General features: G+C 74.0%; 12 protein-coding genes. 7 read left to right on the top strand and 5 right to left on the bottom strand.

What is annotated here, in order from left to right; genetic code table 11:
• Positions 1-11: 11 nt before the first annotated feature.
• From ACGFQC_RS30040 to ACGFQC_RS30020, 5 genes are all read left to right on the top strand, one after another.
• Positions 12-1,475, top strand: a complete 1,464-nt coding sequence (locus ACGFQC_RS30040; protein WP_363091511.1) for a family 43 glycosylhydrolase — start codon at positions 12-14, stop codon at positions 1,473-1,475.
• 162 nt (positions 1,476-1,637) lie between these two features.
• A complete protein-coding gene (locus tag ACGFQC_RS30035; RefSeq protein ID WP_363091561.1) occupies positions 1,638-2,405 on the top strand; it encodes a polysaccharide deacetylase family protein in 768 nt (255 codons plus the stop codon).
• A 122-nt stretch (positions 2,406-2,527) separates the two neighbouring features.
• A complete protein-coding gene (locus tag ACGFQC_RS30030; protein WP_363091510.1) occupies positions 2,528-2,968 on the top strand; it encodes an SRPBCC family protein in 441 nt (146 codons plus the stop codon).
• 235 nt (positions 2,969-3,203) lie between these two features.
• Positions 3,204-3,422 (top strand): hypothetical protein, encoded by a 219-nt coding sequence (locus ACGFQC_RS30025; RefSeq protein ID WP_363091509.1) that lies wholly within the window; start codon positions 3,204-3,206, stop codon positions 3,420-3,422.
• Positions 3,423-3,434: 12 nt separating this feature from the next.
• A complete protein-coding gene (locus ACGFQC_RS30020) occupies positions 3,435-3,665 on the top strand; it encodes a hypothetical protein (protein ID WP_363091508.1) in 231 nt (76 codons plus the stop codon).
• A gap of 103 nt (positions 3,666-3,768) precedes the next feature.
• Here ACGFQC_RS30020 and ACGFQC_RS30015 read toward each other — a convergent pair whose 3' ends face one another.
• The 4 genes from ACGFQC_RS30015 to ACGFQC_RS30000 form a co-directional block, all read right to left on the bottom strand.
• Positions 3,769-4,920, bottom strand: a complete 1,152-nt coding sequence (locus ACGFQC_RS30015; protein WP_363091507.1) for an XdhC/CoxI family protein — start codon at positions 4,918-4,920, stop codon at positions 3,769-3,771.
• Between the two features lie 189 nt (positions 4,921-5,109).
• Positions 5,110-7,584, bottom strand: coding sequence for a molybdopterin cofactor-binding domain-containing protein (locus ACGFQC_RS30010; protein ID WP_363091506.1), 2,475 nt, complete (start codon positions 7,582-7,584; stop codon positions 5,110-5,112).
• 2 nt (positions 7,585-7,586) lie between these two features.
• On the bottom strand, positions 7,587-8,162 hold the full coding sequence (locus tag ACGFQC_RS30005) for a (2Fe-2S)-binding protein (protein WP_363091505.1): 576 nt from the start codon (positions 8,160-8,162) through the stop codon (positions 7,587-7,589).
• Positions 8,162-9,061 (bottom strand): FAD binding domain-containing protein, encoded by a 900-nt coding sequence (locus ACGFQC_RS30000; RefSeq protein WP_363091504.1) that lies wholly within the window; start codon positions 9,059-9,061, stop codon positions 8,162-8,164. The genes ACGFQC_RS30005 and ACGFQC_RS30000 overlap by 1 nt, the downstream gene beginning before the upstream one ends.
• 428 nt (positions 9,062-9,489) lie before the next feature.
• Here ACGFQC_RS30000 and ACGFQC_RS29995 point away from each other — a divergent pair, with 428 nt between their 5' ends.
• Positions 9,490-11,172, top strand: a complete 1,683-nt coding sequence (locus ACGFQC_RS29995) for a PucR family transcriptional regulator ligand-binding domain-containing protein (RefSeq protein ID WP_363091503.1) — start codon at positions 9,490-9,492, stop codon at positions 11,170-11,172.
• A 325-nt stretch (positions 11,173-11,497) separates the two neighbouring features.
• Complete coding sequence (locus ACGFQC_RS29990; RefSeq protein ID WP_363091560.1) at positions 11,498-12,256, top strand: hypothetical protein; 759 nt, start codon at positions 11,498-11,500, stop codon at positions 12,254-12,256.
• A gap of 53 nt (positions 12,257-12,309) precedes the next feature.
• Here the strand turns inward: ACGFQC_RS29990 and ACGFQC_RS29985 are convergent, their stop codons facing one another.
• A complete protein-coding gene (locus ACGFQC_RS29985) occupies positions 12,310-13,173 on the bottom strand; it encodes a GntR family transcriptional regulator (protein WP_363091502.1) in 864 nt (287 codons plus the stop codon).
• Positions 13,174-13,300 lie beyond the last annotated feature (127 nt).

The raw sequence follows: 13,300 nt of genomic DNA, 5'->3' as shown, positions 1-13,300 counted from the left end.
GACGGTCCTGTATGCCTCGGATGTTCCGTCGGCGCACCCGCGCACTGCTCACGGCCGGGACGGTGGCCCTTGCCGCCACCTGCTTCACCGGTCCCGCCGGCACCGCCCGGGCCGCCGTGCCCGCCTCGCCCGGCGTGACCTACACGAACCCGCTCGCGGAGAAGCGCGCGGACCCGCACATCTTCAAGCACACGGACGGCTACTACTACTTCACCGCAACGGTCCCCGAGTACGACCGCATCGTGCTGCGCCGGGCGACGACCATCCAGGGTCTGTCGACGGCCCCCGAGACCACCATCTGGACCAGGCACACCAGCGGGGTCATGGGCGCCCACATCTGGGCGCCGGAGATCCACTTCATCGACGGCAAGTGGTACGTCCACTTCGCGGCCGGCGCCACGGACGACGTGTGGGCGATCCGCATGTACGTCCTGGAGGGCACCGGCGGCAACCCGCTCACCGCGGCCTGGACCGAGAAGGGCCGGATCAGGACCACGTGGGAGAGCTTCTCGCTGGACGCCACCACGTTCGTCGCGAACGGCGTGCGCTACCTCGCCTGGGCGCAGCGCAACCCGGCCGAGGAGAACAACACCAGCCTCTTCGTCGCGAAGATGGCGAACCCCTGGACGATCACCGGGACTCCGGCGGAGATCTCGCAGCCCACCCTGGCCTGGGAGACCGTCGGCTACAAGGTCAACGAGGGGCCGGCCGTGGTCCAGCACGGCGGCAAGGTCTTCATGAGCTACTCGGCGAGCGCGACCGACGCCAACTACTGCCTCGGCCTGCTGACCGCCTCCGCGACCGCCGACCTCACCAACCCCTCGTCCTGGACGAAGAGTTCGCAACCGGTGTTCAAGAGCAGCGCCGCGACCTCGCAGTACGGGCCCGGCCACAACTCCTTCACCGTCTCCGAGGACGGAAAGTCCGACATCCTCGTCTACCACGACCGCAGCTACAAGGACATCACCGGCGACCCGCTGAACGACCCCAACCGCCGCACCCGCGTGCAGAAGCTGTACTGGAAGACCGACGGCACCCCCGACTTCGGCATCCCGGTCGCCGACGGGGTCACCCCGCAGCGCTTCTCCTCGGACAACCTCCCGGACCGCTTCGTCCGGCACTGGGAGTACCGCGCCCGCGTCGAGGCGGACGTGAGCCCTCTGGCGGACTCGCAGTTCCGGGTCGTGCCTGGACTCGCCGGCAGCGGCACGGTCTCGCTGGAGTCGGCCAACTTCCCCGGCCACTACCTGCGGCACAAGAACTTCGAGGCGTGGGTGGAGAAGAACGACGGCACCGCGCGGTTCGCGGCCGACGCCACGTTCCACCGGCGGGCGGGCCTGTCCGACGCGGCGGGGGTGTCGTACGAGTCGTACAACTACGCGGGCCGCTACCTGCGGCACTACGACCACCTGCTGTACGTGCAGGCGCCGAGCACGGCGACGGACCGCGCGGACGCGACGTTCCACGCCCAGTGAGGCACCCCGTCCGTCCCCTGCCCGGGTCCCGGCGTCCGCCGCGAGAGCTTCGCGGCGGACGTCGCGGGACAGGCGACAGGGGCGGACGAACCAGGGAATAACCCCAGGTCACCCGCTATACGTCCTGTGTATAGTCCCGGCATGCCTTCTCCGACCAAGAAGATGAAGAAAACGGGGATCCCGTTCCGTTCGGCCGGGGCCGGTCTCGTCGCCGCCTGCCTGGCCCTGGCCCTGACGGGCTGCGCCGGGCTCGACACCACCGCACCCGGCACCGTGCGCGCCGAGCCCGCGTCCACCGCGCAGGCGGCCCGCTTCGGCAGCGTCGACTGCCGTGCGGCGAAGTGCGTCGCGCTCACCTTCGACGCGGGCCCGAGCGAGAACTCCGCCCGCCTGCTGGACATCCTGAAGGAGGAACGGGTCCCGGCGACCTTCTTCCTCCTCGGCAGGCGGCACATCGAGAAGTACCCGCAGCTCGTCACGCGCATGGCCGACGAGGGCCACGAGGTGGCCAGTCACACCTGGGACCACAAGATCCTGACGGAGCTGACACCGCGGGAGATACGCGAGGAACTGGAGCGCCCCAACAGGGAGATAGAGCGCCTCACCGGCCGCCGGCCCACCCTGATGCGCCCGCCCCAGGGCCGCACCGACGACACCGTGCACGAGGTCTGCCGTGAGCTGGGCCTCGCGGAGGTGCTGTGGAGCGTGACCGCCAAGGACTACACGACGGAGGACTCCGCGCTGATCCGGCGCCGGGTCCTCGACCAGACCGAGCGGGACGGCATCATCCTGCTGCACGACATCTACGCCGGGACGGTGCCCGCGGTGCCCGGGATCATCGACGCGCTGAAGGAACGCGGCTACGTCTTCGTCACCGTGCCCCAACTCCTCGCTCCGGGGCGGGCGGAGGCAGGAAAGGTCTACCGCTGACCGGGCCGGTGGGTGCGCTGCCGCGCGTCCCGCACGCCCGCGCACCTGTCCCGGACTGGGCCAACCGTGTGAGCCGCCGGCGAACGCGCCACCGCGCCCGAGGGACTCCTTACGATCGCTGTGTGGCGACCTTCCAGTTCGAACGCACGGCACCGCTCCCCCTCGACGAGGCCTGGCGGCGGCTCACCGAGTGGACCCGGCACGGTGATGTGGTCCCGCTGACCCGCGTCACCGTGCTCACCCCCGGGCCGACCCGGGAGGGCACCGTGTTCGTGGCCCGGTCCGGGATCGGACCGCTCGGCTTCGACGACCGCATGGAGGTCACCGTCTGGTGCCCGCCGGACGACGGCGGACCGGGCCTGTGCCGGCTGGAGAAGCTCGGCCGCGCGGTCCGGGGCTGGGCGGAGATCGAGGTCCGCCCCGGCCCCGGCGGCCGGACCCGGGTCGTCTGGCGCGAGGAGATCCGCTCGTGGCTCGCACCGCCGCTCCTCGACCCCCTCGTGAGTCCCGTCGCCCGCGCCGTGTTCGGCCGGGCGGCCAACCGCCTGCTGCGTCAGGCCTGACACCGCGCCGCCCCGCCGTCCCGTCGTCCCGCCGTCCCGCCGTCCCGGCGCCCCGTCATCCCGCCGTCCCGCCGTCCCGCCGTTCCGCCACCGCACCACTCCACCGCGCCGCTCCGCCGCCCCGCCTCGTGCGCTCCACTGGGGAGCGCGCGGGGCGCGAACGGCCGTTCCGGGCCGCCGCACGCGCCCGACGCTCCCCTGGGCGGCCCCCTGACCCCGTGTGAAAGGTGGCCCGATGACGGGAGTTGGCGTACGGGTGGACGAGGCCGAGGAGCCGGCGGCGGACGGGCGGCGATGGCTGCTCGGGGACGCCCAGGTATTCCGGCTCCTGCGGGACGTCCTGGCCGAGCCCGCCTGGCAGGAGCTCGCCGACCGCTGCCGGCACACCGTCACGCACTCGGGGCTGCCGAGCCGGCCGCGCCCGGGCCTCTGGGCCGACAACGGCCGCTGCTGAGGCACGGCGGGCGTGCCGGCACCGGCCTGCGACCGGGTCGCGGAGCAGGACGACCCGCCCGGGTCCGCGCGGGTCCTCGTCGCCGACCTCGTGACCCGGGCGACCCGCGACGCCGACGGCGCCCGCTGGTCCGACATCGAGCACCGGGCCGACCCGGATGTCCTCGAACCGCGCACCGGCTGGAGCGCGGGCGGCGCGGGCATCGTGCGTGAGCTGCTGCGCTTCGTCCGCCTGAGCGAGTAGGGCGACCCGCACCACGCGTTCGCCTGGCCGGACCAGCCGGTGGTCCGGCGGACGGCGGACCCGGCGACGGTCCCGGCTGCGACGGTTCCGCCGAGAACCTCGCTCAGGCCACCGAGCCGATCCTCCCGGCCGGCGGCGACGGGGCGTCGTGATGGATCGGGGTGTGCGCCCCGGTCAGCGGGACCCCGCTGCCCCCGCGCCGTTCGGCGACGATCTCCGCGGCGATCGACAACGCGGTCTCCTCGGGCGTACGGGCGCCCAGGTCGAGCCCGACGGGTGACCGCAGCCGGGCCAGCTCCAGCTCGGTGACGCCCACCTCGCGCAGCCGCTCGTTGCGGTCGAGGTGGGTGCGGCGGGAGCCCATGGCGCCGACGTAGGCGACCGGCAGGCGCAGGGCGAGCCGGAGCAGCGGCACGTCGAACTTGGCGTCGTGGGTGAGGACGCACAGGACCGTCCGCGCGTCCACCCGCGTGCGCTCCAGGTACCGGTGCGGCCAGTCGACGACGACCTCGTCGGCCTCGGGGAAGCGGTCCCGGGTGGCGAACACCGGGCGGGCGTCGCACACCGTGACGCGGTAGCCGAGGAACCCGCCGATCCGCACCAGCGCCGAGGCGAAGTCGATCGCGCCGAAGACGATCATCCGCGGCGGCGGCACCGAGGCCTCGACGAGCACGGTGAGCCGGGCGCCGCAGCGGGAGCCCCGGTCGCCGACCTCCAGTGTGCCGGTGCGGCCCGCGTCGAGCAGGGCGCCGGCCTCGGCTGCCACCGTGCGGTCCAGTTCGGGGTGGGCGCCGAAGCCACCGTCGTAGGAGCCGTCGGGGCGCACGAGCAGGGCGCGGCCGAGGAGTTCGGCCGGTCCGCCCACGGCGCGGGCCAGCGCCACCGCCGTGCCGGACGCGGCGGCCCGCAGGCCGGCCGCGACGACCGGGCGGACCGGGTCGCCGGCCCGCACCGGGGTGACGAGGACGTCGATGACGCCGCCGCAGGTCAGGCCGACGGCGAAGGCGTCGTCGTCGCTGTAGCCGAAGCGTTCGAGGACGGACTCCCCGTCGGCGAGGGCCTGCTGGCACAGCGCGTACACCGCGCCCTCCACACAGCCGCCGGAGACGGAGCCGATCGCCGTGCCGTCGGCGTCCACCGCGAGGGCTGCGCCCGGCCGGCGGGGTGCGCTGCCGCCGACGGCCACCACGGTGGCGACGGCGAAGTCACGGCCCTGCTCGGCCCACCGGTTCAGCTCCTCGGCGATGTCCAGCATGTCTCGGTCTCCTTGACTGCGGTGGTGCGGAGGTCGGTTCGGGTGGGCCGGTGGACGCCGGGCCGGTTCTCGACGGGGTGGCGGGCGGAGTACCCCGGGAAGCCCGCCCTCAGGCCCCCGGGGAACGGCCCAGGACGGGCGGTCGGGGCCCCGGGGAGTGAACCGGACGCTCCCCGGGGGCTCACCGGTTCAGTCCGTGGCGGGGGCCGTTCCGGTGAGGTGTTCGGGGCGGACCGGTGTCCGGTTCAGCTCCAGCCCGGTGGCGTCGCGGATCGCCGCGAGCACCGCCGGGGTCGAGGACAGGGTCGGGGCCTCGCCGACGCCGCGCAGGCCGTAGGGGGCGTGGTCGTCGGCGAGTTCGAGGACGTCGACCGGGATGGTCGGGGTGTCGAGGATGGTCGGGATCAGGTAGTCGGTGAAGGAGGGGTTGCGCACCTTCGCGGTCCTCGGGTCGACGACGATCTCCTCCATCACCGCGATCCCCAGGCCCTGGACGGTGCCGCCCTGGATCTGGCCGAGGACGGACAGCGGGTTGAGGGCCTTGCCGACGTCCTGGGCGCAGGCCAGTTCGACGACCTTCACCATGCCCAGCTCGGTGTCGACCTCGACGACCGCGCGGTGGGCGGCGAAGGAGTACTGCACATGGCCGAAACCCTGGCCGGTGCGCAGGTCGAAGGGCTCGGTGGGCCGGTGCCGCCACTCCTCCTCGACCTCCACCGCCTCCTCGCCGAGGACGTCCACGAGGTCGGCGAGCACCTCGCCGCCGTCGGTGACGACCTTGCCGCCCTCCAGCAGGAGTTCGGCGGTGGCCCAGGCGGGGTGGTGGGAGCCGAACTTGCGGCGCCCGATCTCCAGCACCTTCTCGCGGACCCGCTCGCAGGAGTTCTTCACGGCGCCGCCGGTGACGTACGTCTGCCGGGAGGCGGAGGTCGAACCGGCGCTGCCCACTTCGGTGTCGGCCGGATGGATGGTGACCTGGGCGACGCCCAGCTCGGTGCGGGCGATCTGCGCGTGGACGGTGACGCCGCCCTGGCCGACCTCCGCCATCGCGGTGTGCACGGTGGCCACCGGCTCCCCGCCGACCACCTCCATCCGCACCCGGGCGGTGGAGTAGTCGTCGAAGCCCTCGGAGAAACCGACGTTCTTGATGCCGACCGCGTAGCCGATGCCGCGCACGACGCCCTCGCCGTGCGTGGTGTTGGACAGACCGCCGGGCAGCTGCCGTACGTCCGCGCCCTCGCTGGACTCCCACTCGCGCTCCGGCGGCAGCGGCATCGCCTTGACGCGGCGCAGGAGTTCGGCGACCGGGGCCGGGGAGTCGACGATCTGGCCCGTGGGCATGGTCGCGCCCTGTTCCATGGCGTTGAGCTGCCGGAACTCCACCGGGTCCAGGCCCAGTTCCTTCGCCACCTTGTCCATCTGGGCCTCGTAGGCGAAGCAGGCCTGGACCGCGCCGAAGCCGCGCATCGCGCCGCACGGCGGGTTGTTGGTGTAGAGGGCGACGGCCTCGACGTCCACGTCGTCGACGACGTAGGGACCGACGCCGAGCGAGGCGGCGTTGCCGACGACGGCCGGGGAGGCGGAGGCGTACGCGCCGCCGTCGAGGACGATGCGGCACTTGACGTGGGTGAGCCTGCCGTCCCTGGTCGCGCCGTGCTCGTAGTGCAGGCGGGCCGGGTGGCGGTGGACGTGGCCGAAGAAGGACTCGAAGCGGTTGTAGACGATCTTGACGGGTCTGCCGGTGCGCAGGGCCAGCAGGCAGGCGTGGATCTGCATGGACAGGTCCTCGCGGCCGCCGAACGCGCCGCCGACGCCGGCCAGGGTCATGCGGACCTTGTCCTCGGGCAGGCCGAGGACGGGCGCGATCTGGCGCAGGTCGGAGTGGAGCCACTGGGTGGCGATGTAGAGGTGGACGCCGCCGTCCTCCTCGGGGACGGCGAGGCCGGACTCGGGGCCGAGGAAGGCCTGGTCCTGCATGCCGAAGGTGTACTCGCCGCGGACGATCACGTCGGCCCGCGCGGCCGCCGCGGCCGCGTCGCCGCGGACGACGGGCTGGCGGTGGAGGATGTTGGGGTGCGGGACGTGGCCGATGGTGGGGGTCCCCCCGGTCGAACCAGGTTGAGACTGGGGGAGGTCGGTGCGGTTCTCGTGGACGAGGACGGCGTCCGGCGCGGTCGCGGAGGCCTCGTCGGTGATGACGGGCAGCTCGCGGTACTCGACCCGGATCCTCGCGGCGGCGCGGCGGGCGGTCTCCGGGTGGTCGGCGGCGACGATCGCGACCGGCTCGCCGTGGTGGCGGACCTTGCCGTGGGCGAGGACGGGGGTGTCCTGGATCTCCAGGCCGTAGTTCCGGATCTCCGTCGGCAGGTCGTCGTACGTCATGACGGCGTGGACGCCCGGCACGGCGAGGGCCTCGGCGGTGTCGACGGAGACGATCTCGGCGTGCGCGACCGGGGAGCGCAGGATCTGGCCCCAGAGCATGTCCTCGTGCCACATGTCGGACGAGTAGGCGAACTCGCCGGTGACCTTGAGGGTGCCGTCCGGGCGGAGCGTGGACTCGCCGATGCCGCCCCTGGTCCGCGCGCCCTGGGTGATCCTGGTGGGCGTGCCGTTGGGGAAGGACGCCGCGCGGGGGGAGGTGGTGCGGTGGGAGGCTGTGGACATCGTCAGACCGCCTCTGCCTGCCGGGCGGCCGCCAGGCGGACCGCGTCCATGATCTTCTCGTAGCCGGTGCAGCGGCACAGGTTGCCCGAGAGCGCCTCGCGGACGTCCGCGTCGGTCGGGTTCGGGTTGCGCTCCAGCATCTCGTCGGCGGCGACCAGCAGCCCCGGGGTGCAGAAGCCGCACTGGACGGCACCGGCGTCGATGAACGCCTGCTGGATCGGGGCGAGTTCACCGCCCTCGCCGGTGTGCGAGTCCGCGCTCCCGGCCTGCCGGGCCCCGGCCTCGCCGGGCGAGGTGCCGCCGCGGGCGCCGGTTGCGCGGGAGCGCTCCCCGGCGTACTCCGCGAGGCCCTCCACGGTGACGACCTCGCGGCCCTCGACCTGGCCGGCGGCGACCAGGCAGGCGCAGACCGGGACGCCGTCGAGGCGGACGGTGCAGGAGCCGCACTCGCCCTGCTCGCAGGCGTTCTTGGAGCCGGGCAGGCCGAGCCGCTCGCGCAGGACGTACAGCAGGGACTCGCCCTCCCACACGTCGTCGGCCTCCTGCGGACGTCCGTTGACGGTGAAGTTGACGCGCATCAGGCAGCGCCTCCCTTTCGACGGGTGGTGCGGCCGGCGCCGCGGTACGACTCCCAGGCCCAGGTCAGGGTCCGGCGGGCCATGACGCCGACCGCGTGGCGGCGGTAGCTCGCGGTGCCGCGGACGTCGTCGATCGGGTTGCAGGCGGCGGCGCACAGGTCCGCGAACCGCTTGGCGAGCGACGGGGTGATGATCTTTCCGCTGTCCCAGAAGCCGCCCTCGTCGAGCGCGGCGTTCAGGAACTCCTCCGCGGTCCTCGCCCGGACGGGGGTGGGCGCGGCCGAGCCGATCCCGGTGCGGACCGTGCGGGTGTCGGGGTGCAGGGCCAGTCCGAAGGCGCACACGGCGATGACCATGGCGTTGCGGGTGCCGACCTTGGAGTACTGCTGGGGGCCGTCGGCCTTCTTGACGTGCACGGCACGGATCAGCTCGTCGGCGGCGAGCGCGTTGCGCTTCACCCCGGTGTAGAAGTCGTCGATGGGGATGCGGCGGGAGCCGCGCACCGACTCGACCTCGACCTCGGCGCCGGCCGAGAGGAGGGCGGGGTGGGCGTCGCCCGCCGGGGAGGCGGTGCCGAGGTTGCCGCCGACGCCGCCGCGGTTGCGGATCTGCGGGGAGGCCACGGTGTGCGAGGCGAGGGCGAGGCCGGGCAGCTCGGACCGCAGGTTCTCCATGATCCTCGTGTAGGGGACGGAGGCACCCAGCCGCACCGAGTCCTCGCCGGCCTCCCACTCGTACAGGTCGCCGACCCGGCCCAGGTCGAGGAGGTACTCGGGCCGCCGGTGGTCGAAGTTGATCTCGACCATCACGTCGGTGCCACCCGCGATCGGCACGGCGGTGGGGTGCTCGGCCTTCGCGGCGAGCGCCTCCTGCCAGCTGGCGGGGCGAAGGAAGTCCATGACCGGCTCTCTTCTTGGTCTCGTGGGTCTTGGTCTCGCGAGTCTTGGTCTCGTGGGTTTCGGTCTCGTGGGTTTCGGTCTCGTGATTCGTCGGTTCGGGCCGGATCGGGTGCGGCGGTCCCGGCTTTTTCTGGTGATGTTCACGCGGATCCGGGCCAGTACACAGCTCCGTACTCCGCCCGGGTCAGTCACGGAAACCATGAAGGAGTTGGCTGGTCGGGGCGGGCATCTTGTAGATTCGTATGAACGGAGGCCATCGGTAACCTCCCGGTTCTCCCGTGGAAACGTGGGAAACGACCCGGCAGTCCGAGAATGCCGCTCGTGAGGGTGCTCACGGGGGCCGGGAGCCCGGCACCGGGACCCGCTCGGCCCCGCGGACCCCTCACCCTTCATCGTAGATTTCCGGACAAAGAACGGCGGCGACGAGAATGCGGCTGCGCGCACTGCTGGACACCGACGCGCTGGGCCTGCGGCTGCTCGGCGGCCAGGACGAGCTGGACCGCACGGTACGCGGCGTCATGACCACCGACCTGCGGGACCCCAGCCGCTACCTCTCCGGCGGCGAGCTGGTGCTCACCGGGCTGGCCTGGCGCCGGGACGCCGCCGACTCCGAACCGTTCGTACGGCTCCTGGTGCAGGCCCAGGTGGCCGCGCTCGCCGCCGGTGAGGCCGAACTGGGCGACGTGCCCGACGACCTGGTCCTGGCCTGCGCCCGGCACCGGCTGCCGCTGTTCGCGGTGCACGAGTCGGTGGCGTTCGCGACGATCACCGAGCACGTCGTGCGCCAGGTGTCCGGGGAGCGTGCCGGGGACCTCGCGGCGGTCGTCGACCGGCACCGCCGGATGATGACCTCGGGACCGGCGGGTGGCGGTCCCGACGTGGTCCTGGACCTGCTCGGCTCCGACCTGGACCTGCGCGCCTGGGTGCTGTCGCCCACGGGCCGGCTCGTCGCGGGCCCGAAGGCGGCGGGGCCGGGGCTGCCGGCCGAGGTGTGCGCGAAGCTGGCGGCGGAGCACCTGGTGGCCGTCCGCACCGGCCGGCGGGGCCCGCACCGGGTGGTCCTCGCCGGTGCGACGTACTCGCTGTTCCCGGTCCGCGGCGGCGGGCGGGCCCCGCAGGCCGCGGGTGACGTGCGCGGGACGGTGCTGTCGGACTGGCTGCTGGCCGTCGAGGCGGACGCCGGGGACTGGGCGGAGGAGCGGCTGGACCTGCTCCAGGGCGTCACCCAGCTCATCTCGGTCGAGCGGGACCGGCGGGACGCGGCGCGCACGGTGCGCAGACGGCTCGCCCAGGAGGTTCTCGAACTGGTCCAGACGGGCGCGGCGCCCGCCGAGATCGCGGCCCGGCTGCGGGTGGCGGCGCCGGTGCTGCTGCCCGGGCTGGGGGCCGCGCCGCACTGGCAGGTCGTCGTGGCGCGCGTGGAGTGGGACGGCGCGGAGGGGGGTGGGACCGAAGGCGGTCCGGTCGCCCAGTCCCTCCTGGAGGAGATCCTCGTCGACCCGCACGCCACCGGCCCCGAGCCCTCCGACCGCATCGCCGTCGCCCACCTCGGGGACGAGGCCGTCGCCCTCGTCCCCCTCCCGGCGGTCGCCGGCGAGCACGACGGACCGGAGTCCGGGGTCCTCGCCGACACCCTGCTGGCCTCCGTGCGGGAGCCGCTGGCCGCGGGCCTCGACGGCGACGGCCGGGTCACGCTCGGAGTCAGCGCGGCGGTGCACTCGGCGGAGGGGCTGCGGGGCGCCCTGGAGGAGGCCCGGCACGCCCGCCGGGTGGCGGCGGCCCGCCCGGGCCGGGTGTGCGCGGCGGGCCACCAGGAGCTGGCCTCGCACGTCCTGCTGCTGCCCTTCGTCCCCGACGACGTCCGGCGGGCCTTCACCGCCCGCCTCCTGGACCCCCTGCGCGACTACGACCGGCGGCACCGCGCCGAGCTGATCCCGACGCTGGAGGCGTTCCTGGACTGCGACGGCTCCTGGACCCGCTGCGCGTCCCGGCTCCACCTGCACGTCAACACACTGCGCTACCGCGTCGGCCGCATCGAGCAGTTGACGGGCCGGGACCTCTCGCGCCTCGAGGACAAGCTGGACTTCTTCCTGGCCCTGCGGATGAGCTGAAACCCGGGGGGCGCCCGAGTCCCCCGACTTTGTGAAAAGCTTCACCCGCCCCCTTGGCCCGGCCCGTCATTCGTGTTGAGATGCGGCCACCACTCGAAGCTCAACGGTGTGCTGGGCCTGCCCTTCGGATCAGGTCGTCGTGAGGGGCGGTGCCTTGCCGTGCCGGTGAGCGGGACGCGGTGCGTGCAGCTGCACGGCGCGGGAGGAAGCCGACGCGGAGCGTCGAGGACCGACGGCACCGCCGCGGACGCGCGTGCCGGGCCCCGTGACCCCGAGCTGATCCGAAGGACAGAACCCTGGGGAGGGCAACGTGGCGCATTCCGCCATGTCGGGCAATGGAACGACCGCTGGTGACGATCCCCTCCAGACCGCGGTGTGGCGGCTGCGCTCGCGGGCCTGCTGGGCCGACGCCGCGGCGTTACTGCCGTCGGACAGCGCGGCGGGGGCCGTCCAGCGGGCGTCCCTCTTCGTGGAACGGTGCCTCTACACCGAGCAGGGCTGGCAGGAGGCGGAGGACGCGCTGCGGATCGCCGAGGCCCTCGCCCACACCGACGAGGAACGGGGCGCCGCCGCTTGCGAGCGAGGGCACTTGGCGTACGCGGCGACGGTGCACGGGGTCCGCGACCGGGCCGACGAGGCGCGGGCCGCGCTCGGCCGGGCGGCCGCGCTGATCCCTCCGGACGCGGCGGGACGGCCCCTGCTGGACTTCCGGCGCGGACTGCTCGCGGAGAACCTGACCCGCTCCCCGCAGGCCGCGCGCGCCGCCTACCGGCGCGCGCACACGGCCGCCGCGGCCCGCTCCGACGCCCTGCTGCTGTCCTTCACCTGGCGTCACCTGGCGGGCCTCGCCCTGCGCGACGGCGACACCGCCGAGGCCCGTCACGGATTCGCCGAATCCCTGCGCATCCGGGAGGAGTTGGGCTACCTGGTGGGTACGGCCCCGGCCCTGGTCTCGCTGGCGGACGCGGAGACCGAGCCGGAGGCGTCCCGGCTGCGCGAGGAGGCGGGACGCCTCTTCCGGCTCCTGGGCGGCGTCCCGACGTGGCTGGCCCGCCATCTGACACCACCGGCGGCGACGGCGTAGGCAGAGACGAACAGGCGGAGACGAACAGGCGGAGACGGCGGAGCCGACGGCCCTCAGCGCGATCCCGCGAAGTGCTCCCGCACCAGTGCCTGCACCACGTCCGCGTCCCCCGCTCCCAGCGCTTCCAGCAGCGTCAGGTGTTCCGCCGCGTCCGCCACCAGGTCGGCCCGGCCGCGCGAGACGGGGCCGCCCACCAGCGGCCACTGCGCGCGGCGGTGCAGGTCGTCCGCGACGGAGACCAGTTGCCCGTTGCCGCTCAGACCGAGGACCGCGCGGTGGAAGGCGCGGTCGGACTCGGCGTACGTGGCGCGGCAGCCGGAGGCGGCGGCCCGGACGGTCGCCTCGGCGAGGGGGCGCAGTTCCGCCCAGCGTTCGGCGGGGACCGTGCGGGCGAGCCGCAGCATCACGGGGACCTCGATCAGGGCGCGCACCTCGGCCAGTTCGGCCAGTTCCCGCGCGCCGCGCACGACCACCCGGAACCCCCGGTTGGGCACGACCTCGACGGCGCCCTCCAGGGCGAGCTGCTGCATGGCCTCCCGCACCGGTGTCGCGGAGACGCCGAAGCGCTCACCGAGGGCGGGGGCCGAGTACACCTCGCCGGGCGTCAGCTCCCCGGCGACGAGCGCGGTGCGCAGGGCGTCGAGGATCTGACCGCGGACGGAGGACCGCTGGACGAGGGGTCGGACACGCTCGAGGGGGGTCTCGCCGTGCGTGTGCTCGCCGCGTACGGCGCCGGCGTCGCCGCCGGGGCCCGGGCCGCCGCAGAGGCCGCCGCCGGGGCCGGGGCCGGGCGGCGGGCCGTCGCCGCCGGGGCCCGGCGCACCCCGGTCCCGGTCCGTGGCGCGCGGCTGCGCGGGAACCCGCGGTCCCGTGCCGGGGACTCCCGGGCCGGCAAAGCCCTGCGCGCTCCGCTCCACGGGTTCTCCTCCGGATCTGTCGGCACTTGGGGTCATTACGGCCGGTTGTTACTCGTCCGTCAAGCACCTTAGGCGTTACCGGCCGTCAGTTCACATCCCGACCGGATTGGGTAAGGTAAGGCTTACC

Source organism: Streptomyces sp. NPDC048734, from assembly GCF_043198675.1.
Taxonomy (GTDB): Bacteria; Actinomycetota; Actinomycetes; order Streptomycetales; family Streptomycetaceae; genus Streptomyces.
The sequence above is the reverse complement of the archived record's forward strand: the minus strand, read 5'-3'. Positions and strand labels throughout refer to the sequence as shown.